At 58.1% G+C, this 22,846-nt stretch carries 23 protein-coding genes and 1 pseudogene; 12 read left to right on the top strand and 12 right to left on the bottom strand.

The window, feature by feature from the left end; all coding sequences use genetic code 11:
• Positions 1-174 precede the first annotated feature (174 nt).
• The 4 genes and pseudogenes from TQ39_RS09575 to hcp all read left to right on the top strand — a co-directional run bounded on the left by TQ39_RS09575 (position 175) and on the right by hcp (position 2,867).
• Positions 175-837, top strand: coding sequence for a cupin domain-containing protein (locus tag TQ39_RS09575; protein ID WP_338092824.1), 663 nt, complete (start codon positions 175-177; stop codon positions 835-837).
• Positions 838-861: 24 nt separating this feature from the next.
• Positions 862-1,002: pseudogene (locus TQ39_RS20265) on the top strand (ferredoxin); the annotation flags it as partial.
• A gap of 18 nt (positions 1,003-1,020) precedes the next feature.
• The gene (rd, locus tag TQ39_RS09580; protein ID WP_003508637.1) at positions 1,021-1,182 is read left to right on the top strand and encodes a rubredoxin; all 162 of its coding nucleotides are present in this window, start codon (positions 1,021-1,023) and stop codon (positions 1,180-1,182) included.
• Between the two features lie 32 nt (positions 1,183-1,214).
• Positions 1,215-2,867, top strand: a complete 1,653-nt coding sequence (gene hcp / locus TQ39_RS09585; protein ID WP_050005377.1) for a hydroxylamine reductase — start codon at positions 1,215-1,217, stop codon at positions 2,865-2,867.
• Positions 2,868-2,967: 100 nt separating this feature from the next.
• Here hcp and TQ39_RS09590 read toward each other — a convergent pair whose 3' ends face one another.
• A complete protein-coding gene (locus tag TQ39_RS09590; RefSeq protein ID WP_050005378.1) occupies positions 2,968-4,407 on the bottom strand; it encodes a MobA/MobL family protein in 1,440 nt (479 codons plus the stop codon).
• Positions 4,408-4,642: 235 nt separating this feature from the next.
• On the bottom strand, positions 4,643-4,858 hold the full coding sequence (locus TQ39_RS09595) for a helix-turn-helix domain-containing protein (RefSeq protein ID WP_050005379.1): 216 nt from the start codon (positions 4,856-4,858) through the stop codon (positions 4,643-4,645).
• 172 nt (positions 4,859-5,030) lie between these two features.
• On the opposite strand from TQ39_RS09595, the gene TQ39_RS09600 reads away from it, so the two are divergent.
• The 5 genes from TQ39_RS09600 to TQ39_RS09615 all read left to right on the top strand — a co-directional run bounded on the left by TQ39_RS09600 (position 5,031) and on the right by TQ39_RS09615 (position 9,046).
• The gene (locus TQ39_RS09600) at positions 5,031-5,717 is read left to right on the top strand and encodes a helix-turn-helix domain-containing protein (protein WP_431602912.1); all 687 of its coding nucleotides are present in this window, start codon (positions 5,031-5,033) and stop codon (positions 5,715-5,717) included.
• Positions 5,718-5,871: 154 nt separating this feature from the next.
• A complete protein-coding gene (locus TQ39_RS09605; protein ID WP_050005381.1) occupies positions 5,872-7,167 on the top strand; it encodes a tyrosine-type recombinase/integrase in 1,296 nt (431 codons plus the stop codon).
• Positions 7,168-7,226: 59 nt separating this feature from the next.
• Positions 7,227-7,388 carry a hypothetical protein gene (locus TQ39_RS20850; protein ID WP_156146261.1) on the top strand — a complete coding sequence of 54 codons (162 nt, stop codon included), beginning with the start codon at positions 7,227-7,229 and terminating at the stop codon, positions 7,386-7,388.
• Between the two features lie 179 nt (positions 7,389-7,567).
• The gene (locus tag TQ39_RS09610) at positions 7,568-8,440 is read left to right on the top strand and encodes a helix-turn-helix domain-containing protein (RefSeq protein WP_050005382.1); all 873 of its coding nucleotides are present in this window, start codon (positions 7,568-7,570) and stop codon (positions 8,438-8,440) included.
• 24 nt (positions 8,441-8,464) lie between these two features.
• Positions 8,465-9,046: a GNAT family N-acetyltransferase gene (locus TQ39_RS09615; protein WP_050005383.1), complete on the top strand. Its 582-nt coding sequence runs from the start codon at positions 8,465-8,467 to the stop codon at positions 9,044-9,046.
• A gap of 162 nt (positions 9,047-9,208) precedes the next feature.
• Here TQ39_RS09615 and TQ39_RS09620 read toward each other — a convergent pair whose 3' ends face one another.
• The 7 genes from TQ39_RS09620 to TQ39_RS09650 all read right to left on the bottom strand — a co-directional run bounded on the left by TQ39_RS09620 (position 9,209) and on the right by TQ39_RS09650 (position 17,239).
• The gene (locus TQ39_RS09620; RefSeq protein WP_009322561.1) at positions 9,209-9,877 is read right to left on the bottom strand and encodes a DedA family protein; all 669 of its coding nucleotides are present in this window, start codon (positions 9,875-9,877) and stop codon (positions 9,209-9,211) included.
• 153 nt (positions 9,878-10,030) lie between these two features.
• Positions 10,031-10,744, bottom strand: coding sequence for a transglycosylase domain-containing protein (locus TQ39_RS09625; protein ID WP_050005384.1), 714 nt, complete (start codon positions 10,742-10,744; stop codon positions 10,031-10,033).
• A gap of 214 nt (positions 10,745-10,958) precedes the next feature.
• On the bottom strand, positions 10,959-12,497 hold the full coding sequence (cls, locus tag TQ39_RS09630; RefSeq protein ID WP_050005385.1) for a cardiolipin synthase: 1,539 nt from the start codon (positions 12,495-12,497) through the stop codon (positions 10,959-10,961).
• A gap of 105 nt (positions 12,498-12,602) precedes the next feature.
• On the bottom strand, positions 12,603-13,796 hold the full coding sequence (locus TQ39_RS09635) for a DUF2812 domain-containing protein (protein WP_050005386.1): 1,194 nt from the start codon (positions 13,794-13,796) through the stop codon (positions 12,603-12,605).
• Positions 13,777-14,103, bottom strand: coding sequence for a PadR family transcriptional regulator (locus tag TQ39_RS09640; RefSeq protein ID WP_009322556.1), 327 nt, complete (start codon positions 14,101-14,103; stop codon positions 13,777-13,779). The genes TQ39_RS09635 and TQ39_RS09640 overlap by 20 nt, the downstream gene beginning before the upstream one ends.
• Before the next feature lie 183 nt (positions 14,104-14,286).
• A complete protein-coding gene (locus tag TQ39_RS09645; RefSeq protein WP_009322555.1) occupies positions 14,287-15,798 on the bottom strand; it encodes an IMP dehydrogenase in 1,512 nt (503 codons plus the stop codon).
• A gap of 517 nt (positions 15,799-16,315) precedes the next feature.
• Complete coding sequence (locus TQ39_RS09650; protein WP_009322554.1) at positions 16,316-17,239, bottom strand: acyl-[acyl-carrier-protein] thioesterase; 924 nt, start codon at positions 17,237-17,239, stop codon at positions 16,316-16,318.
• Positions 17,240-17,310: 71 nt separating this feature from the next.
• Between TQ39_RS09650 and TQ39_RS09655 the strand changes: the two genes are divergently transcribed.
• The 3 genes from TQ39_RS09655 to TQ39_RS09665 all read left to right on the top strand — a co-directional run bounded on the left by TQ39_RS09655 (position 17,311) and on the right by TQ39_RS09665 (position 19,863).
• Positions 17,311-18,168, top strand: a complete 858-nt coding sequence (locus TQ39_RS09655; RefSeq protein WP_050005387.1) for a hypothetical protein — start codon at positions 17,311-17,313, stop codon at positions 18,166-18,168.
• Between the two features lie 262 nt (positions 18,169-18,430).
• Entirely contained in the window at positions 18,431-19,324 is an 894-nt protein-coding gene (locus tag TQ39_RS09660; protein ID WP_009322552.1) for a diacylglycerol/lipid kinase family protein, read from the top strand.
• Between the two features lie 101 nt (positions 19,325-19,425).
• The gene (locus tag TQ39_RS09665) at positions 19,426-19,863 is read left to right on the top strand and encodes a GNAT family N-acetyltransferase (RefSeq protein WP_050005388.1); all 438 of its coding nucleotides are present in this window, start codon (positions 19,426-19,428) and stop codon (positions 19,861-19,863) included.
• Between the two features lie 231 nt (positions 19,864-20,094).
• On the opposite strand, the gene TQ39_RS09670 is transcribed toward TQ39_RS09665, so the two are convergent.
• Genes TQ39_RS09670 through TQ39_RS21650 form a run of 3 tightly spaced genes read right to left on the bottom strand, consistent with a single transcriptional unit; the run spans position 20,095 to position 22,806 of the window.
• Entirely contained in the window at positions 20,095-20,637 is a 543-nt protein-coding gene (locus TQ39_RS09670) for a DUF2284 domain-containing protein (protein ID WP_050005389.1), read from the bottom strand.
• Positions 20,638-20,681: 44 nt separating this feature from the next.
• On the bottom strand, positions 20,682-22,175 hold the full coding sequence (cobA, locus tag TQ39_RS21645) for a uroporphyrinogen-III C-methyltransferase (RefSeq protein ID WP_050005390.1): 1,494 nt from the start codon (positions 22,173-22,175) through the stop codon (positions 20,682-20,684).
• Positions 22,168-22,806, bottom strand: coding sequence for a precorrin-2 dehydrogenase/sirohydrochlorin ferrochelatase family protein (locus tag TQ39_RS21650; protein WP_050005391.1), 639 nt, complete (start codon positions 22,804-22,806; stop codon positions 22,168-22,170). Before TQ39_RS21650 ends, cobA begins: the two co-directional genes overlap by 8 nt.
• Positions 22,807-22,846 lie beyond the last annotated feature (40 nt).

The raw sequence follows: 22,846 nt of genomic DNA on the forward strand, positions 1-22,846 counted from the left end.
AGAATCCGATGATGAAGTCTCTTGGCAAATGACGCAGGATATTCACGCACAGTACTGGAACGGAGAGACGAATATCTACTACGAGCTCCGAGACTGCGTGATGCGCGGCATGTTGGAGGGCACTCCTTTTGCGCTTGACAGTCGGGACGATGCCCGCTTTACGATCAAAAGAACATGATGATGAAGGAGAAGGTCGGAGAAGTATTCTTCATCGCAATGGACAATCCGGCGATTCCCGGCTGCACGATCTCCAAAGCCGTGCATGACGGAGCAAACGACATCATTTGCTTTTCCTTGTCCAGGAATACGGATATCAGCGCAGAGATTTATCCGTATCACAAACTGATTATTATGGCGGAAGGCGTCATAGAGATTTACGGGGCAGACGGCTTTAGGCGGAACCTCCATACCAGCGACAGCATTATAACCCTAACGGATACACCGATGGGAATACGAACAGCGGAAGGTGCTGTTTATACAGAAGTTTCGATCAGGAGGAGAGATATCATGAACGAGGCAATCAAGGCGGGTGAAGTTTTCAGACTGGCAGAAATTGTCCCCTATCAGGACGGCAAGATCGTCAACATGGATGTCGTGCATAACGACAAGATGAAGTTTGTTATCATGGCCTTTGATGCGGGCACCGAATTGTCCGAACACGCCGCTCCGGGCGAAGCGCTCATCTTCGTGTTGGATGGCGAGGGCGTGATTGGCTACGAAGGAAAAGAACATCCCATCAAAGCCGGTGAGAATTTCCGTTTTGCCAAAGCAGGAATTCACAGCGTCAAGGCAGCCAAGCGGTTTAAGATGGCACTGCTGTTGACCCTAGAATCATAAAAACGAAGAAAGCGAAGATCTGACAAGGGTGTAACCATCGTGCGCATGGAGGTGCCCTGCTGCGGAGGCCTCGAAATGGGGGCAAAAAATGCGCTTCAAGCAAGCGGCAAGTTCATCCTGTGGCAGATTGTGACGATTTCCCGCGACGGAAGAATTCTTGATTAAATGAAAGGAGAAAACGAAATGGACAAGTACCTATGTGAGCCCTGCGGATATATCTACGATCCGGCGATCGGCGATCCGGAAGGTGGAATAGCTCCGGGAACAGCATTTGAAGACATTCCCGATGATTGGGTGTGCCCGATCTGTGGTGTGGGAAAAGATATGTTTGTAAAAGTCGACTAAATGAATTGCCAAAAAGGGAAGGAGAAAAAACAATGGAGAAATGTGAGATGTTTTGTTATCAGTGTCAGGAGACAGCGAGGGGCACCGGATGCACAAAGGTCGGTGTATGTGGAAAGAGACCGGAGCTATCCGGAATGCTGGATCTTCTGGTCTATGTGACCAAAGGGCTCTCCTGTGTCACCACAATGCTGCGCGAGGAAGGAAAAGAGGTTGGCAAAGATGTCAATCATCTTGTGACAGTCAATCTTTTCGCGACGATCACAAACGCCAACTTCGACCGTGATGCCATCATCGCACGCATCAAGGAAACGCTTGCAGTCAAAGAGGAGCTGCGTGCGAAACTTGTCGACCCGACAGGTCTTCCGGAAGCGGCTGTCTGGAACGGAAATGAGAACGAGTTTGACTCGAAGGCAGATTCGGATGAGGTGGGCGTTCTTGCGACGGAGAACGAGGATGTACGTTCCCTGCGCGAAATGATTACATATGGACTGAAAGGTCTTGCTGCTTATTCCAAGCACGCCAATGCCCTGATGCAAGATAATGAAGAGGTGGACGCATTTATCCAGAGCGCACTTGCCAAGCTTCTGGACGACAGCCTCGGCTTGGATGACCTCGTGGCTCTCACACTGGAGACGGGAAAATACGGAGTGGACGGCATGGCGCTTCTTGACGGGGCGAATACGGGCGCTTATGGAAATCCGGAAATCACCGAAGTGAATATCGGCGTGAGGAACAACCCCGGCATTCTGGTTTCGGGACATGACCTGAAAGATCTGGAGCAGCTTCTGGAGCAGACCAAAGGTACAGGCGTGGATGTTTATACCCATTCCGAGATGCTTCCTGCGCACTATTATCCGGCCTTCAAGAAGTATGACAACTTCGTAGGCAACTATGGCAACGCATGGTGGAAGCAGAAGGAGGAGTTTGCCACCTTCAATGGCCCGATCCTCATGACCACAAACTGCATCGTGCCGCCTGCGGATTCCTACAAGGAGAGGCTGTGGACAACCGGTGCCGCAGGTTATCCGGGATGCCGCCATATTGAAGGAGAATACGGCGCTGTCAAGGATTTCTCCGACATCATCGCGCAGGCCAAGACCTGCGCTCCGCCGCAGGAGATCGAAACCGGAAGCATCATCGGCGGTTTTGCGCACGAGCAGGTATTCGCGCTGGCGGACAAGGTGGTCGATGCAGTGAAGTCCGGAGCGATTCGAAAGTTCGTTGTCATGGGCGGTTGTGACGGCAGGATGAAGAGCCGCGACTACTATACCGAGTTTGCCAAAAAGCTGCCGAATGATGTGGTAATTCTGACCGCAGGCTGTGCCAAGTACAAGTACAACAAGCTTGCTCTGGGCGATATCGGTGGTATCCCTCGCGTACTTGATGCCGGGCAGTGCAATGACTCTTATTCGCTGGCTCTGATTGCCTTGAAATTGAAGGAAGTCTTCGGGCTGGACGATATCAACGATCTGCCGATTGCCTTCAACATTGCGTGGTATGAGCAAAAGGCGGTCATCGTGCTTCTCGCTCTTCTTTACCTCGGCGTGAAGAACATTCATCTCGGCCCGACGCTTCCGGGCTTCCTCTCTCCCAATGTGGCGAAAGTTCTGGTCGAGAACTTCGGCATCGCCGGTATCGGCACTGTGGACGAAGACCTAAAGCTTCTTGTCGGAGAGACAGCATAAAAACATACCCTCAGTTTATATCGACGCCCTGCAAGCCTCAAACTTGCAGGGCGTTTCTATGTATGAACCGCAGGAGCCTCCTGCGGTGTATTCTTCTGTCTTAGCGTCCTCTGTCATAATCATGGCTGCGGGGTCGTGTCTGCTGCCGCCGTGCGTCATTCCGGCGTTTGGCCTCCGCCTCCATATCCCGGAGCTTCTTTCGGATGCTCTCCTTTTCAGGCGGTTTCTGCTGGGGCTGCTGCCCTCCGTGGACTTGCCGCTCCCATGCGGCCAGGTCACGGTTGTACTGCTCCACAAGGGCGGTGGCGTCGTCATACGTCCTCTTGAACGCCTGTACGTCGGGGTAACCGTCCTCTTTGAGGATACCGGGCAACAGGTCCATCCGACGGTCAATTTCCTGTTGTACACCTGAAATCTTTTCCTGTAAGGCCTTACGCTCTTTGCCCCTGAAAAGCCCGGTCGTCTCGGCAAGCTGCTTTTCCAACTTTGGAAGCTCCCCGTGCATGAGTTGCTTGATGGCCCTGGCTTCGTCCTGTACCTTGACCATCAGCTTCTGCATGGTGCGGTATTCCGCCATATCAACTGACAGCGTAGGCTTGGGCGGGATCTCTGTCTCCCGAATCAATACCTGTAGGATTTCCTTGGCCTTTTGGATGATACCCCGGAACAGTCCCGGCAGCCAGCCGTGCTTCTGTACGGACCGGGTGGCCTCGTCGTAGACGTGTTCATTTCTGATCTCTATGATCTTGGATTCTTCGATCCCGGATACCAGCGCCATATCCGCCGTCCTGTTCCAGTCCTGCCGTGCGGCATTATCCGCCTCGATCTCAGCCTCTTTCGGATTGTTCTTCCCGATCTTCTTGGTGGGGAGGTAGACGCTGTTCGGGTCAAAGACCTTTAGCCGCCTCTCCGGGTCGTGAATGTGGCGGTTGATCAGAGCGGTGTAGAACTGCTTGGCTTCATCCAAGAAAAGCTCATTCTTGAATACCTCGTCCTTTGCCGTGAACAGGTGTTTTTCGTAGGCCTCGCCTTTCTTGATGACGATACAGCCCTCACGAATTTGGCCATCCTCACCGGTGATCTCCTTCTTTGTCCGTACCCGCTTGCCGAGTTCATCATAGAACACGCTGCGGGTGGCGATCTTGACCTCCGGCTCTGGCAGCAAGCGCCGCTCTGAAAAGATCAGATGGATATGATAGTTTTTCTTCGTCTTGTTGTGGTGGAGCGCCGAGACACATTCCACGTCGTACCGCTTCTTGAACTGCTCCGTGAACTCCCGCAGCACCTGGTTGGGATCAAACTTCGTGTATTCCTCCGGCAGAGCAATGATTAATTCCCGCGCCTCGATACATTTTCCCTCTGTCCCGAAGCGTTTGAATTCTTCCTGACACTCCTTCGCCAGATCGTTCCAGAAGGTCATATCTTCCCTTGTGGAGAAGGTGGCGTAGAGGTATTCCTGCCGCTTGGGGTCTGAGATATACGATATTCTTCCCTTGACATTGGACAGCTTCGACATCTGGATAAAGCTGTGCCGTGCCATCGTTCACCTCCGTTCTTTCGCCTTTCGTCTCCCCGTATGTTGTCACGCCGCCGCAGCGGTGGGACAACACCGGAAAGCGCCGGGCGGTTTCCGGCTGCGCCTCTGTCCGTTAACGCCAGGACAGAGACGCAGGCCCTCCGCAGGAGCGAAATACCCCTTGTACAAATCGCCAGATTTGTGCGAGGGGTGTATTTCGCTCTCAAACGGCGAGGCCTTTTACCTGCTGAATCCATCCTTAGCGCACCTCCCGGACGTCTGCCTGATTGAGAAGGTTTCTCCCTTGATTGACGGTCATGAAGTTCTCCAGCGCATCCCTTCGGATGATCGTCTTTCGTCCCACTTTGAGCACGGGCAGCTTGCCCCAGTCCACCAGCTTGCGCATGGTGTTCCGTCCAATTCCGGACATTTCGGCGGCTTCTTCGATGGTCAGTCCCATTTTGATGTTCGTCATAATATTACCTCCTTTCGTAAATACTCATTTTGCAACCATCGCTCCGCCATTATACTTATTCTGCTATCGTTTGTCAACCTGTTTTGGCGTCATTCAAAGTTATTTTACAAATAGATATGCAAAATGGTGTTGCAAATTAAAATCATCTGTGGTATAGTAGACTCGTTAGGAGGTGAAAGCCTTGAAGGAAAAGAAATCGTTCGGCCCAAAACAGGTCGGTGAGCGTATCCGTGAACGCCGGACAGAGCTGAAGCTCTCCATGCCGGAGTTGGGAAAGCGGCTCGGGGTCAACAAGTCCACCATCCAGAGATATGAGGCAGACGGGGTCGATCCGAAGCGCACCATGATCATAGACGGGCTGGCTCACGCTTTGCTCACTACCTCAGAATGGCTGACAGGACTATCCGAAGATAAGGAATACAATAGCTATACCGTCTGCCAGATGGATCTGGAAAAGCATGTAAAGGACTATCTGGAAACATTGACAGCCTCCGTAAAGGGAGAACCGCACCAGCAGCTTTTAACCACCTTCCTTGGACAGCTTGTTGATCTGTATGCTGTCCTTGCCAAGTATTGGGCGCTTTCCATGACAAAGATCGACGCTGTGGCAGAGGACGAGGGGCTTAAAGAATCTATCGGCAGATACGCCATCAACATCGGATCCATCACGGAGCAGGTCTACCGGAAGGAAATGGCGGAGCCCATAGAGGACATGAAGCAATATCTGGACGGTATCCTCCACCTTTACGATGAAGGGCGGACAAAGACCAGGCTTCAGGAACAGTTCGGCATGGTAGAGGAAGCACAGAGAAAGTTCAGAGAAGCATCCGCAGAGATAGCGGAGCATGAAGGTACATAAGTACCGTGGCACCTTGAAAAACGAATACGGGAACGAAAAAAGCCGGTCATAAAGACCGGCGGATATGGTAAAGTTATCGCACAGCGATTACTTTTACGCACAACCATATGTCACAGACCCGATTGCCACGGATACGGAAAGGAGAAAAGTATTTATGGCAAAAGGATCTGTCAGAAAGAAAGGCAAAAAGTGGTACTACCGCTTCTACGTGGAAAACGAGAGCGGAAATCTGGTGCAGAAGGAATACGCCGGAACAGAAAGCAAGTCCGAGACGGAAGCCCTGCTCCGAAAGGCGATGGAGGACTACGAGGCAAAGAAGTTCGTTGCCAGGTCCGAAAATGTCACGGTGGGCGATCTGCTGGATATGTGGATTGAGGAAGAAGTCAAGCCCGGCAATCTCTCCAACGGCACGGTGATGGCCTATCAGGGCGCTGTGGGGCGCATCAAGCAATTCCCCATCGGCAGCCGGAAGCTCAAAACCGTGACCTCGGAGCATTTGCAGATGTTCTTCGATCTCCTGTCCTTCGGAGGCACCAATGCCGACGGAACGAAGGTCAAGCCCATCAGCAAGGGCTATATGCGGCAGTTCTCGGCGGTGATGCAGGGAGCGTTCCGGTTTGCGGTCTTCCCCAAGCGGCTCATTACCTTTAACCCCATGCAGTATATCAAGATCAGGCAGAAGCAGGAATGCTACGAGCTGTTCAATGAGGACAGCGAGGACGGGCTGACAGTCCCGACGATTTCCTATGATCAGTTCAAGACCCTGACGGACTATCTGAAAAAGAAGGATAACCCGGCGCTCCTGCCCATTCAGATCGCCTACTACACCGGGCTTCGGATCGGCGAGGTCTGCGCCCTCACATGGCAGGACATTGACCTCAAGGAGCAGACCATCACGGTGCGGCGCAGTATGCGCTACAACGGGGCAAGGCACAAGACGGAGGTCGGCACCACCAAGCGGAGCAAAATCCGCACGGTAGACTTCTGTGACACGCTGGCGACGATCCTCAAGGCAGCCAGGACCGAGCAGCACAAAAACCGCTTCAAGTACGGCGAGCTATACAGCCTGAACTACTATAAGCAGGTGCAGGAAAAAGGCCGCAGCTACTATGAGCTGTACAGTCTGCAAAGGTCGGAGGAAGTGCCGGTGGACTACCGGGAGATCGACTTCGTTTGTCTCCGCCCGGACGGGTGCTTTGAATCGTCCAGCACGGTCGGCATTGCCTGCCGGACAGCCTCAAAGAAGATTCCGGGGCTTGAGGGCTTCCACTTCCATCAGCTTCGCCACACGTTCACCAGCAACCTGCTCTCCAACGGGGCAGCGCCGAAGGACGTGCAGGAGCTTTTGGGACACGCCGACGTCAGTACCACCATGAACATCTACGCTCACTCGACAAGGGAAGCGAAACGCTCATCAGCCCGCTTGCTGGATAAGGTAGTAGGCGACTGATAAAAAGTTTCCCTTGTTTTGTCCCACAAGGGCAAAAACAAGGGAAAACGGAGCTTTTTATGGTAGCAGACCTGCGGAAAATGCAGGAAAATCAAGGGGTTTCAGAGAATCGGATAGATAAATCCAGATTTATCGGGCAGCCGTCCATCAACCGGCAACTGCCCGTTTGGGATATTTTGACGAACGGTTTGACGAAGCGGCTTTCAGCAACGCCGATCTGAAAAGAAAGTTTTGCAGCGGGCGGACACATATAGGGACGCATATTAAAAAGGCACTGCTTTTGCAACGGGCCCAAGCGCTTACGGCCTGCTTCCGGGTCATCCCACTGCATTCGACCAACAGTCGATTGTAATATCCCCTGCCGTGCAATATAATTATCCCAATAAGGAGGCGCTGCATCATGGACACCGAAAAAATGGGACGGTTTATTGCTGAGCGCAGAAAAGACAAACATATGACGCAAAAAGATTTCGCACGCATGCTGAATATTACGGACAAAGCGGTCTCAAAATGGGAGCGCGGAATAAGCTGCCCCGATATCTCCCTTTTACCCTCCGTTGCAGACATACTCGGCGTAACCATCCATGAATTGCTGAACGGTGAGCAGAGCAATACAGAACCCGAAGGCCCGGCGGCAGGCAGGGAGAATGCCCTGCAATATGCGGACAGCGAAGCAGAAGCCGCGGCAGGTACGATGCGCAGCCGGTGCGCCGTTGCATTTTCTCTGCTGCTGTTGGCCAGCAGCGCCGCATGCGCCGTTATCAACACGGCGGTTTCCGGCAAACTCACCTGGGCGCCTTTTCCCATTGTCTCTATGGCTTTCGCCTGGCTTGTGTTCTTCCCCGTCCTGAAAGCCGGTAAAAAAGGCCTGTTCGGCGCGCTGCTTGCACTCAGCGTTTTCATTCTCCCTTTTTTGTATGTGCTGAGCCGTCTGCTCAAAAGCAATGGTAATATCCTGGCGGCCGGCGCCCCAACGGCCGCTCTCTCCGTTGTTTTTCTTTGGAGCGTTTTCGCGCTGTTCAAACGATTAAAAACCAGAAAACGGCTCGCGGCCGCCGCCTCGTTGCTGTTGGCCGTCCCCACATGCCTTTTGATCAACCTCGTCCTTTCAAAGCTCTTCTTTCTGCCGGTGATCGACGTGTGGGATATGCTGGCCATTTTTCTCCTGCTGATATCCGCCGCCGCGCTTTTTATCGCCGACCTTGCGGCAAAGAAAAAACATATTGTTTCAGAGAAGAAACCGGAGCACAGCGGCTCGCGCGGGCACGCGTGAGCTCCCGAACAGGAGGGTAAAACCATGCAGCACAAAGGAACGGTCCGGCTCGAAACAGACAGGCTTATCTTGAGAAGGTTCCGGCTGGACGACAGCGGGGCGGCTTTTCAAAACTGGACCAGTGACAAACGGGTAACGGAGTTTTTGCGCTGGCCCGCACACGATACGGTCAATACGACAAAGAAGATCATCCAAATGTGGGTGGACGGTTACGCCCGGGACGACTTCTACCAATGGGCGATCGTTTTGAAAAACAACGGAAATGGGCCCGTCGGTACGATCAGCGTTGTTGACCGGAACGACGCATTGAATATATTGCATATCGGATATTGCATCGGCAGCCGCTGGTGGAACCAGGGCATCACCTCGGAGGCGTTTTCGGGCATCATCCCATTTTTATTCGAGCAGGTGAAAGCCAACCGGATCGAATCGCAGCACGACCCCCGCAACCCGAATTCCGGCAAGGTCATGACAAAATGCGGCCTGAAATATGAGGGTACGCTCCGTCAGGCGGATATCAGCAACAAAGGCGTGGTAGACGCGGCCGTGTACAGCATATTGGCCGACGAGTATTTTTCCAAACAAGCGCAATGCAAAAAGCGTTAGGGCAATACCGTACAATTCTAAGTGTCGAATCGCACCGGCAGATTTTTTGTGACAGTTGCCGGAAAATCTGCAAGCGAGGCGACGCTTAAGGCATCAGCCGTGAATTGTGCGGTATTGCCTCAGAAGCCAAGTGGGCGGCCTTCCGGGAAGGCCGCCCACTGCTTATTTTTCTTTCTGCGTTTCTTCCCGCTCCGGCACAGCGCATTGCCGCGCCGCCTCCCGTTTTTTGCGCCGCCCGTAAAACAGGGCCGAAACGCCCGCCGCGCACGCCACCACCAGCACGGCCTTTACCCAGCCCGAGGCCTGCTCCAGCGCGGCCGTAACGGCAGGCCAGCTTTGCCCGGCCAGCGCGCCCAGATAGACCAGCAGGATATTCCACAGCAGGCTGCCCACGGTGGTGAGCAGCAAAAACGGCGCCGGATGCATGCCCGCCATGCCCGCCGGGATGGAGATGAGGCTGCGCAGGATGGGGATGCAGCGGCAGTAAAACACACTGGGCCAGCCGTGGGCCGCAAACCAGTCCGACGCCTTGTGCACGTCGGCGCTCTCCATTTTCAGCACGCGCCCAACCCGGCCCGAAAGCAGCGCCTCCAGCCGCTGCGGGGCCAGAAGCCGCCCCACGCCGTACAGCACGATGGCCCCCGCCACGCTGCCCAGCGTGGAAAACAGAATGACGCCGGGGGGCGTCATCTCCGTACAGGTCGTTAAAAAGCCGCCGAAGGTGAGGATCACCTCACTGGGGATCGGCGGAAAAATGTTCTCCACGGCAATCAGCAGCAGCACGCCCCAATAGCCGAACCGGCTGACAAGGCCGGTGATGACGCTCTCCATGGCATTCACTCCCTCTGCTTATTCCTATGCGGGAAAAGCGGAAGGAATGCTTTGCACGGCGCGAAAAGCGGCGCGCCCCGCGGAGCAAAAAAGCCCGCCGGCGGGATGCGCGCCGTTTCGCCGGCTCTGCCGCCCCGGCGGGCTTTCCCGTACTCAGCCCGGCGTCAGCGCCTCCCGGGCCTGGGCGGCGCTCAGACAGCCCCGCTCCACCATCTGCTCCACCACCTTTTTCTGGCGCTGCCGTGCCAGCCCGGGGTTCTGCGCCGGGTCGTAGGCGGAGGGTGCGTTGGGCACGCCCGCCAGCAGAGTGCATTCGTAGGGCGTCATCTGCGCGGGGGCTTTGCCGAAATACCCCTCGCTTGCCTGGCGCACATTATAGTATCCGCTGCCGAAATAGATGGAATTCACATACAGCTCCAGGATCTCGTCCTTGGTATACTGCTTCTCGATGGCCCATGCCATGAACGCCTCGGCCGCCTTGCGCGTGAGCACCTTCTCCTGTGTGAAATACAGGTTTTTGGCAAGCTGCTGGGTGATGGTGCTGCCACCCTCCACAAAAGCGCCCGCGCACACATCGTTCCACAGCGCACGGCACAGCGCAATAAAATCCACGCCGCCATGGGAATAAAAACGGTGGTCCTCCACCGCCACCACAGCGTCCCGGTACAGCCGGGGCAGCTCGTCCAGAGGCGTAAAATCCGGCTGGGCGCGCACCTGCTCCGCCATTTCCGCCAGCGGCTTTTGCTCCAGAGCCTCCCGGTACATGCCATAGCCCTTCAGCCCCACGTACAGCCCCGCACTGAGGCAAAGCGCAAGCAGCAGGACAAAGAGCCCCGCCAGCGCCCGCTTGATTTTTCCGCGCATCATCGCGCACCTGCCTTTCCCCTTCCGGCCGCATCCTCCGGCTTTGTACCTTTATTATAAAAAGGAAAGGCCGGCGCTGCCATCGAACTGCCTTTCATTCCACGCGCGCAACCTTACGTTTGTGCAAGATGGCGGCGGACAAAAACATGCGGAGCATACAAACGCGCCCCGCCGCCGGTTTTATCCGGAAGCGGGGCGCGTTTGTAAGGGCCTTTTCTCAGCAAAGCGGGGCCGCGATGCGCAGCACCGCGTCCAGCATACGGCTCCAGAAATGGCGGCGGCAGTCCGCCGGCGAAATCTCCCGGCTTTTTGCCAGCGTGTCCATCACGTCGGCCTTCAGCGCCTGCAGCGCCGGGGTGCGGTACAGGTAGGTACCGCATTCAAAATGCAGGTACAGGCTTCGGTAATCCATGTTGATGGTGCCCACCACACCCGTGGTGTCGTCTGAAAGGTAGCTTTTGGCATGGATGAAGCCCGGCGTATATTCGTAGATGCGCACGCCTGCGCGCAGCAGCGGCGCGTAATAGGAGCGCGTAAGGCGGTATACGACTTTTTTGTCCGGCACGCCCGGCGTGACGATGCGCACGTCCACGCCCCGCTTTGCCGCCGCGCACAGCGCCGCCTGCATCACGTCGTCGATGATAAGGTAGGGCGTAAAAATATACACATAGTCCCGGGCCTGCGCCAGAATATCAATGTAAACGCCCGCGCTCACGGCCTCGCCGTCCAGAGGCGAATCGCTGAACGGCTGCACCCATCCCTCGCCCGCAAACGGCGCGGGATGGTAAGCATGGGGGCGAAACGCGTCCAGCGGCTCGTTCGCGGATTCCGGGCGGTAGGCGTGCCAGAACTCCAGGAACATGGCTGTAAAATTCCACGCGGCTTCGCCCGTCACACGCACGCCCGTATCCTTCCAATGGCCGTGCAGCTCCACGGCGTTGATGTATTCATCCGAAAGGTTAACGCCTCCCGTGAACACCGTGTGCCCGTCCACGTCCATGATCTTGCGGTGGTCGCGGTTGTTCATCGCCAGAGAAAGCACCGGTATAAAGGGGTTGAACATCAGCGTCTTGACGCCGCTGCGCTCCATTTCGCGGGCAAAGCCCTGGGGCAGCAGGAACAGGCTGCCCATATCGTCGCATATGAGGCGCACGTCCACGCCCTGGGCCGCCTTGCGCTTGAGGATCTCCGCAATGCCGTCCCACATTTTGCCGGGCTGTATGATAAAGTATTCCAAAAAAATGAAATGCTCGGCGCTTTCCAGCGCCCGCAGCATGTCGGCGTACATCTCCTCGCCCAGAGGATAATATTTCACGTCCGAATCCATACAGACCGGATATCCGCCCGTAGCGGTAATGTACCGGCTGCGCGCCGCCGCACGGGCGTCGTCCCCGCGCAGCGCCCCGAACACCGCCTCGTCCTGCCCCAGCGCGGCCGCCGTTTCCGCGTGCTGCGCGGCCAGCCTGCGCCGCATCCGGTGCGCGGGCAGCTTGCCGCCGAACAGCAGGTACAGCAGGCCGCCCATCACGGGCAGCTGCAGGATCAGGATGATCCAGCCGATCTTGAAGCCCGAAACGTCGTCGTGGTACAGGATATGCAGCACGATCAGCAGGCTCAGGAGCGTAAACGCGGCGTTCAGCCACACCGAATAGGCCGCGAGCTTCCAGAAAAACACGCCCAGCCATACCGCCTGCAGCAAAAGCAGCAGACCCGTGATAAAAATACGCCCGCACAAAAATTTCAGCAGCTTTTTCATTCCGTCCTCCCACCGCCGGCACATCCGGCGCATATCTGATATCAATATATCAATATCCGTCGAAAAGCGCAAGACAAACCGGGCGCTTTTGTGGGCTGCGGCGGTTCACCTCCCGCGCGCCGCGGCCGTATATTCCGCAAACCGCGCCTGCGCCGCGGCGCCCACATCGGCGCTCCGCGCGCCGCCTCCCCAATAATGCAGGAACAAAACGTCCGGCCCGTCCACCACCAACAGCAATGTCTGGTGGAAGCCCGGCCCGTCCTCATAATTTGCCAGCACCAGCGTGTCCGGCGTTTCCTTCAGCACCGTGTATTCCTCCGGCTCCAGCAGCCACAGCCTGCGCGCCAGCCCCCGGCCGAAGGCCTTCGCACCGCCCGCGCCTGAAAGACGGCAGTAGCGCTGTACCAGGTACACGGTGTCCTGCGTACCGTCGGCATAGCCCGCCTCCCAGGCGGAGAGGCCCAGCGGCGCGCCGGGCGTCCAGGTCTGCACCAGCTGGTTGACGTCGTCCCGCACATTGGGCGCAGCCTCTGCCGCGCGCCGGTAGCCCGCCCCCTCCACCTCGGCCAGCGTCAGCAGCGGCAGGCCCGCGCCGGTCTCCGGCAGCGGCGTTTTTTCATAGCGCGCCAGCTCCAGCAGGCCCACAGCCAGGCAAACGGCATACACCGCGCCCAGCAGCGCGCAGGCGGCGCGGTGGGCCAGTGCCGCCCGCCGCCAGCCCGGGCCGTGCCGGGGCATCGCGCCCGCGCGCAGCATGCGGCGGGTGCGCATCAGCGCCAGCATGCTGTAAACGCCCCAGCCCAGCCGGAACAGCGTCACCGCCAGAATGGCCCAAACCAGCGGCGCGGCGGCGTCTGCCAGAACCAGCTCAAGCGTATACCTGCCCAGATAGGTGAGCTGAGCGAACATCAGCAGCGCCCACAGCGCTGTGCCCAGCGCCTGGCTCAGAATCGAACCCCGCAGCGTCTTGAGGGAATCGGCCAGCGCGGCGGGGTCGGTGTGCAGGTCCGGCGCGTCCGTCTGTTCGGGCGCGCAGAACAGATGCAGGGGCCTGTCGTTCAGCACATACTGCCAGCCGCATTCTTCATAAAATTCCTTCTGGCCCGCGGGCAGGCCGCCCTCATCGGAACCGACCTCGAAGCGGTAGCGCAGGCGCGCGGGCGGAGCCGGGGCAAAACGCGTCAGCATTGCGCCCGCCTTCTGCACCCGCAGGCCGCGCGCCGCAAGCTCGGCGTACCAGCTCTCCCGCTGGGCCAGGGCCCAGCGCGGCAGGCTCAGCTTATAGCTGCGTTTTTTCATTCGTTCCGCCCTCCCCGATCCATGCGCCGTCGCGCACCATGGCGCGCAGACGGCTGTATTCCGCGCGCAGGGCTTCCATCCCCGCGTTTGTGAGCAGATAGGTCTTGCGGCGGCCGTCGTTTTCAGACAGGACGATCAGCCCTTCCTTTTCCATCCGCGTCAGCACACCGTACAGCGTGCCCGGGCCCATCTGCACGCGCCCGCGGGACGCCCGCGCGATCTGCTGCATCAGCTGATATCCGTGCGCCGGACGGTGCAGCGCCAGCAGCACATAATACATGGCCTCCGTCATTGGTCCGCCGGACATCGCGCGCCGCCCCCTTCCGCAATTCGTATGTGTCGCGATATATCGTCTGACATAATAATAGCAAGCACATCCGCCTCTGTCAATGCAGGCGGACGCGCCAAAAGAAAAAGCTCCCCGCGCACGCCGCAAACGCGGGTGCGCGGGGAGCCCTTCCAGCCAAAAAATCAAAATTAAAAAGAAAACTTATTCCGTCACACTGGTGGCCTTGTTTTTCAGGATGACGTCGTGGCTGCCGCCCTCTACGATGCTGGTGGAGGAGACCACGGTCAGACGCGCCTTCTCCTGCAGCTCGGGGATGGTGAGCGCGCCGCAGTTGCACATGGTGCTGCGCACCTTGGAAAGCGTTACATACACGCCGTCCTTCAGTGCGCCGGCATACGGCACGTAGCTGTCCACGCCCTCTTCAAAGCTCAGCTTGCCCGCGCCGCCCAGGTCGTACCTCTGCCAGTTGCGCGCGCGGTTGGAGCCCTCGCCCCAATACTCTTTCACATATGTGCCGTTGATGCGCAGCTTGTTCGTGGGGCTTTCATCGAAGCGGGAGAAATAGCGGCCCAGCATCACAAAGTCCGCGCCCATGGCCAGCGCCAGCGTGATGTGGTAATCGTGCACGATGCCGCCGTCGGAGCAGATGGGCACATACACGCCCGTCTCCTTAAAATACTCGTCCCGGGCCTTGGCTACTTCAATGACAGCCGTTGCCTGGCCGCGGCCGATGCCCTTGGTCTCGCGGGTGATGCAGATGGAACCGCCGCCGATACCGATCTTCACGAAATCCGCGCCCGCCTGTGCCAAAAAGCGGAAGCCCTCGCGGTCCACCACATTGCCTGCGCCCACCTTGACGCTGTCGCCGTATTTGGCGCGGATCCAGCTGATGGTGCGGCTCTGCCACTCGGAAAAGCCCTCGGAGGAATCGATGCACAGCACGTCCGCGCCCGCTTCCACCAGCGCGGGCACGCGCTCTGCGTAATCGCGGGTATTGATGCCCGCACCCACGATATAGCTCTTGTTTTTGTCCAGCAGCTCGTTCACGTTCTCTTTGTGGGAATCGTAGTCCTTGCGGAACACCATGCATTTCAGGTGCTGGTTCTTGTCGATGAGGGGCAGTGAGTTGATTTTATTGTCCCAGATGATGTCGTTCGCTTCCTTGAGGGTGGTGTCCTCGTCGGCCACGACAAGCTTTTCAAACGGCGTCATAAACTCGCTCACGGGCAGATCCGTACTCATGCGGGAGATGCGGTAATCCCGGCTTGCCACGATGCCCAGCAGCTTTCCGTTGGCCGTGCCGTCGTCGGTTACGGCCACGGTGGAGTGGCCCGTTTTTTCCTTCAGGGCCAGGATATCGGCCAGCGTGGCGTCAGGGCGCACGTTGGAATCGCTGACGATAAAGCCCTTTTTGTAGCTTTTGACGCGCGCGACCATCGCCGCCTCGTCCTCCACGGACTGCGAGCCGTAGATGAACGAAACGCCGCCCTCCTTGGCGAGCGCGATGGCCATGGTGTCGTTGGACACAGACTGCATGATGGCCGATACCATGGGGATGTTCATGGAAAGCGGGCAATCCTCCTGCCCCTTGCGGTATTTCACCAGCGGGGTCTTCAGGCTGACGGCGGAGGGGATGCACTCGGACGACGAATAGCCGGGCACCAGCAGATATTCGCCAAACGTGCGGGAGGGTTCCGTGAAGTAAGTGGCCATAGTGATCTCCTTTTCTTTTTAATTGTTTACCCATTATAATAGCACACAGGGCCGCGTGCCGCAAAGGTTTTTTCACAAAAGTGCGCGTCCTGCGCACAGAAAATAACCTCTATTTCCGGGGGAATTGTGGGCAAATGGTACAAAACGGCCCCGTATGCAGCATACGGGGCCGTTTTGCCTTGTGAAATGGAGTTTGAAAAGGTTGGTGCAGCACCCAGGACCGCTGCTTTCTAGCCAAAACAACGATAGGAGGAGAGGGCCTGCACCCGATGAAAAAGTGCACTTGCAAGAGCCTTGTAACTTTCTTGCAACTAAATTGTAACCCTTTTGACATCACCTGTCAATAGGTTTTTCGAAAAAATTGTAACTATTTTTTAACTTTTACAATTCTTACACATTTGGTATGTTTTTAGGCGAAAATTTGCCAAAAAGGGCGTTCCCCGCTGCAAAAGGCACAGCCGCTCCGCAAAGCAGCTGCGGAAAAAGCGTTCCGCCGCCGGGAAGGCCTGCCGCCCGCTCACTCGGTCAGCGTCAGGTTTGCCTCAAAGTGTTTCTTTTCCCCGTCCGTTCCTACAAAATACCAGCCGTTCTCCCCTGTCTGCGCGCGCAGCAGGGTAAAGGAAGCGCCCATGGGCACCTCACTGTGATAGACGACGGCGAGCCGCGCGGGCGCGTGCGCGGCAATGCGCTCCAGAGGCACATGGTCGCAGACGATATCCGCATAATAGGTGTTGTTCATATGGCGGTTCTGGTCGCAGCGGGTATAAAAGGCCGTTTCCTCCGCCACAGGCTGCGCCTCCCCTTTTACCAGCGATACATCCAGCTCGCATACGGGCGGCTGGACGAACGGCATGGGCATGTCCTCCGGCGGACGGCGCAGGATGCGCTTCGTCCGTGTATCCACCAAGATCCAGCGGCTGTCCACTGCGCTCAGCACCGTGCCGTCCTGCGCGCACAGTGTGGTGTAGCGCCCATACACCGCGCGCTGGGGCGCGCTGGGCCTGGTTGCCAGCGTCACGCACTGCCCCGCGCGCACGGGCGCATAAAACTCCACGGCCAGCTTCGCCAGCAAAAACGCGGTGTGCGTGCGCGCGTACACCTCATTCGTCAGGCCCAGCAGGTCGCACTGGTCGGTGGATATCTGTTGGGCGCGCCGCAGGATGGCCCCCGGCGTCATACGGGCCTCGGCATCGCATTCATACGCCTTTACGGTAAAGCTCTCGGAATAAAAATCTGCATTCATCTGCTGTCTCTCCCTTTCGGCCGCGTCCGCCTGTTCCCGCGCCGCGCCCTGCGTGCGCACACCCGGACCGCCGCTTTCCCGCCTGTGCCCGTAAAAACGGCCCACGGCCATTTTCTTGTTGCACAGCAAAACTATCCCGGCGTTCCCGCCCAGAGACCGGCCGGAAAGGCGAAAAAACAGCCTGCGGCTATTTTTCACAAAACCACACCGCCGCCCGGGGCGCGCGGTGTGCTATACTATAATAACACAAAAGGACAAAATCCGCACGCATGCAGAAAGGTTTGATTTTGTATATGGGTTATTACGGACGCTACACGGCCGCCTATTCCATCGGCTGTCTGCTGATGCTTTCACTTTATATCGCCGGTATTTTTTTGCACTGGGCCGCTTTCGGCGTGCTTCTGGTGCTTACGCTCGCGGGTGTGATGCTGCTGGCGGTGATTTGCAGCGTGCTGGGCACGCGCCGCTTCAATGCGGCGTACCAGCGCTTTCTTACGAGCTGCGACGCCGCGGCGTTTCTGGCCGAGATACGCGGGTGCCAACGCTGGCAGAACCGCAGCACGCGGCCCAACCTGGCATTGAATGAAAGCTTTGCCCTGCAGGCGCTGGGGCGCGGCCCCGAGGCGCTGGAGGCGCTGTCCCGCATGGGGATGGACCGCGTGCCCCGCCGCAGCAAAAGCTACCTGCAGCAGCTCCGCCTGAGCGTTTATACGCGCCAGGCCAGCATCGCCATCGGCCTGGAAGATTACGCCGCGGCCCGCAGCCAGCTCGCATATCTGCGTGACGAAGTGCGCACGCTGCCGGCGGGCAACGCGCTGTTCGGGCATTTCAGCAAGGCGGTGCTGGACCTGGAGCACATGATGGCCGTGCAGCGGGGCGAGCCGGGCGGCCACACCGCCTATTTCCGCACCGAGCTGGGGCTTGCTCCCAACAGCTACCTCCGGGCGCAGGCGAGCTATTATCTGGCCTGCGCACTGCTTCTGGAGGAAAACGATGCAGCCGGCGCCGTTCTCCTGTATGAGCAGGCCCGCGCGCTTGCGCCCCAGCTCTGGGTGGCGGCGCGGGCAGGCGCCGCGCTGAACGCTCTGCATGCGCAGGAAGCTGCGCAGCCCTCTGCCGGGATATAAAACGGCGCCAGAGCGGGCCGGCGGCCGCCACAGTTTTGTAACATTCATACCGGACGGATGTGGTATAATAATTTTAAGTCCGCCGCTTGCGCGGCTGCGCGCACTTCGTACGCTGATGCGCTTTTGCGCATGGGCTTGAGAACATTGAACCATGCAAAATTTCAGCGGACGAAATTTTGTTAAAGCTGCGCCGTGTGGCGGCCCCGCCGGCGGGCAATCCTAACAATGGCCCGCATCATCTTCCGGAAAGCAGGTATTTTTTATGATGGACCGCAAAAAGCTTTTGCTTCTTTATAACCCCAGCGCGGGGCGCGCGCAAACCTCCCGCAACCTGGACATGCTGCTGCAAAAATTCTGCACAGGCGGCTGCGAGACGACCGTATATCCCATTCTGGACGGGCTGAACGCAGAGGACATTCTGGCCGGGGCCGAAAGCGCGGGCTACGACATTGTGGTATGCTGCGGCGGCGACGGCACGCTGCACCATACGGTGAACGGCCTGCTGCGCCTGGAGCAGCCGCCTCTGCTGGGCTATATTCCAAGCGGCAGCACCAACGATTTCGCCGCCTCTCTCGGCCTGCCCAAAACGCCCGAGGACGCGGCGGACGCCGTGGTCAACGGCCGGCCGCATGCCATCGACGCAGGGGATTTCGGCGGTGAGCTGTTCTGCTATGTGGCCGCCTTCGGCGCCTTTTCCGCTGTTTCCTACGAAACGCCCCAGAACATGAAAAACGCCATGGGGCACCTTGCCTACATCATTGAAGGCGTCAAACGCCTGCCCATCGGGGAAAAATATCCTGCCCGCGTGGAGGTTGGAGACCAGGTGTTCGAGGAGGAATTTTTGTTCTGCTCCATTTCCAACACAACGTCCATCGGCGGCTTTTCGCTGGACAAAAGCGTGGAAGCCACACTGGACGACGGCGAATTCGAGGTGCTGCTCATCAAAGCGCCCACAAGCGTGGCGGAAGCGAACACCATCGTCTCCAAGCTGCTGGCCCGGGATTTCAACAACGAGCTGATCCATCTGCTGCATGCGGACAGCGTAACGGTGCATTTCCCCACGCCCACAAAGTGGACGCTGGACGGCGAGTACGGCGGTGAGCACACCGACGTATCCGTACAGGTGCTTGCCAACGCGCTGCACATGGTCTTTTGAGGGAGGGCTGCCTTCCCTCAGCAAAGGCCTTTCTTACAAAAAAAACTCCTGCCGGGGGGAGGACACTTTGTAAGGACGTATAGACTTTGTAGAGGTGCTGTATGGTTAGAGAAATTTACGAAAACGAGCTAAGTAAATTGTTAAATCTGTATCTATATCTGCACGAGAAGTCTGTACCGGAAAGGACGGAACATTTAAAAACGACATGGGAAACGATTATAAAAGATAAAAATCATCACATTATAGTGAATGAGGCTGATAATAAAATCGTATCCTCTTGTGTTTGCGTAATAATTCCTAATTTAACAAGAAATGTCCGGCCGTACGCCTTTATAGAAAATGTTGTTACTTTAAAAGACTGCCGCGGCAGAGGGTATGCAACAGAATGTTTGAATTATGCCAAAGAAATTGCCAAAATGGAAAATTGTTATAAAATGATGCTGCTCACCGGTTCAAAGGAAGAGTCAATACTTAAGTTTTATAGAAGCGCCGGGTATAACAGCAGTGATAAAACCGCTTTTATTCAATGGCTTGAATAGGACAATTTTCCGTTTATCGAAAAAGCAGCATATGGCGACTGTGCTGGTGTGAGCGTGTCCACAGGTATAACGAGCATCGGATTGCGGCACTGCAGTCCAAAGTAGAAGTCCGCACCCTGAAAAGGGTACGGACTTCATTGATTCATGCATTTTCTAAGGAACTTCCTTACGAGGGGATTCCCGGCAGGAGGTTTTTTGTATCCGGCGGACGGAAAGCAAAAACGTGCCAGATCAATACAGCAGCATCCCAAAGTAAGTCACTGTATTTTCTCCGCCGTTATAGGTCAGGCCGGCTTTTGCCGCCAGGCTTGCAACATCGATCCCGAAGCCTTCCAAAGAGGGAAACAGCATTTCCGGCATTCTGCATGCACCCTCCGGATAGGTGCAGGCTTCACATCTGTTACAGCCTTCATTGGACAAAAGAAGGAATGAAGAAAGCTGGTTTTTCACAAGGATATACAGCCTGTCACACAGCTTTTTAAACGCCCCGTGTCCTTCGGTCATTCCTTCGTAATCAAAAGGGTCTGTCAAAGGATATACGGCGTCAAAAACCATCGCCTTTTCATACCGGAGGCACCGCTGCCTGCACTGTTCAACCGTTCCAACCGCGGGAGGGCACGCCCAGGTTCTTCCGTACAAGCGGCAGGTATCGTTTTCGCAGATCTTCCGAACCGCATCGCTGAACAGGATCTCCGCTGTGGAAATAAACCCGTATCGGCTTATCCCTGTTTTCTTCAAATCACGGTCCCGCAAGCCGGGAATAATACATCCCATATGAATTCAGGCCTCCTGTCCTGCCGCCTGTGCGGCGGGGCGTTTTACTCTTCCTGCGCTTTCTTGTGCCGGTGTGCGCGCAGAATGCATTCGGCCACGCCCTCTGCGGAGATGTCCTCCGCCGTCAGGAACGGCGCACCGGTCTGCTGCGCCAGCGCGCGGGCCGTCACCGGGCCGATGCACACGCACACAGCGCCCTTCGGCGCCGCGCCGCAGGCGGAGAACCATGCCCGCACGCCGCCCGCGCTGGCAAACGCCAGATAGTCTGCCTCCGCATTGGGCGATGCCGCGGCATATTCCGTTTTGTACAGCGTATATTCCCGCACCGAAAAGCCTTGAGCCGTCAGGATGCCGCGCATCTCCGGGCTGCTTTCCGCGGCGCGAAACAGCAGGATCTCTTCGCCGGGGCCGGCGGCGGCGCACAGCGCACGGGCCAGTTCCGCGCCTGTGGCCTGCTCCGGGCACAGATCCGCCGTGATGCCCCTCTGTGCCAGCGCCTCCGCCGTAGCCGGGCCGATGGCGGCAAAACGGCAGGCGTGCAGACGGCGCACGTCGATGCGCGCCGCGGCAAGCGCGTCAAAAAAGCAGCCGACGCCGTTGCGGCTCGTCAGCACCACCCAGCAGGAGCGCCCGTCCGCTAGCCTTTCCCAGCCCGGCTGGGGCGGCAAAGGCCGCACCCGGGCCGTCATGCAGGGAACCGCGGCCGCGCCCAGTGCTTCCAAACGCCGGGCGAGCCGTTCTGTGAAGGCGGGCGTTCCCACCAGCCCCACGCGCACGCCTGCCAGCGGCAGCACGGGCGCGGCCGGGGCGCAAAGCTCCAGCGCCGCGGCGGCGCCCACCACGATGACGGCGGGCGCCTGCACCCGGGCTGCGCGCGCCTTTTCGGCAATGTCCGCAAGCGTGCCGCGCACCGTGGCCGGGTGCGGTGCATTTCCGCCGGACACCACCGCCGCGGGCGTTTCCGGCGGCTTGCCCGCAGCCGTCAGCCGCGCGGCGATCTGTTCCAGGCTGTTCAGCCCCATCAAAAACACAAGCGTGCCGTGCAGCGCCGCCAGCGCCTCCAGAGATTCCGGCAGCGTGTCGCCCGTTTGTGCCGTGTGGCCCGTAATGACATGGAAGCTGCGGCTTGCCCCCCGGTGTGTGACGGGAATGCCCGCTGCGGCCGGAACCGCGATGCACGAAGAAATCCCCGGCACTTCCTCACAGGGGACGCCCGCCGCCTGCAGCGCCAGAAATTCCTCTCCGCCCCGGCCGAACACGAACGGGTCGCCGCCCTTCAGGCGCACGACGGTCTTTCCGCTTTGGCCCAGCCGCACCAGCAGGCTGTTGATCTCGCTTTGCGGCATGGAATGCCTGCCGCACCGCTTGCCTGCGGGATGCTGCTCCGCGTGCGCGGCCTGCGCCAGCAGGGCCGGATCGATGAGGTCGTCGTAAACCACCGCGTCGCAGCTTTGCAGCAGACGCAGCCCCCGCACCGTGATGAGGTCGGCGCTGCCGCAGCCCGCGCCCACCAGATAGACAAAGCCCTTTTTATGCATTCCCCGGCCCCTCTCTTTCCATCCGCGCCGCCAGCGCGTCGAATTCGGCCTGCTCCAGCGGCCTTCCCTTTTCCATACATGCGTCGAACAGCGCCGCGAACAGCCGCGCCCGGGCGGTTTCGTCCGGCACCGAGGCCCGAACAGGGGCGCGCCGGGCGGCCAGATATTCCAATATCCCGTTCCAGCCGTCGCCGCCGGGCAGCGCCGCTTCGATTTTTTCCTTTACATATACCGCGGCCGTGGGGCTGGCCCCGCCTGTGGAGATGCCGATGGAAAGCGGCCCGCGCCGCACCAGCGCCGGGAACAGGAAGGTACAGTTGTCCTTGTCGTCCACCGCGTTCACAGGGATGCGCCGCGCCCGGCACAGCGCGGCGATCTCCCGGTTCAGCGCGCCGTCGCCCGTCGCGGCGACCACCAGCGCCTGTCCCTCCACGTCCCGGGGGCGAAATGCCCGGCGGCACAGCGCAGCTCCCTCCAGTGCTTCCAGCTCTGGCACAAAGCTCTGCGCAACCACCGTCAGGCACGGGCCATAGGGCAGCAGCCTGCGCGCCTTGCGCAGCGCGACCGCGCCGCCGCCCACGATCAGGCAGGGCCGCCCCTCCAGCTCCACAAACATCGGAAAATACGCCATACACTGCGCTCCCATCACGACAAATTCAGGCGGAGATACC

The sequence above is a fragment of the Ruthenibacterium lactatiformans genome (assembly GCF_000949455.1).
Classification (GTDB): Bacteria; Bacillota; Clostridia; order Oscillospirales; family Ruminococcaceae; genus Ruthenibacterium; species Ruthenibacterium lactatiformans.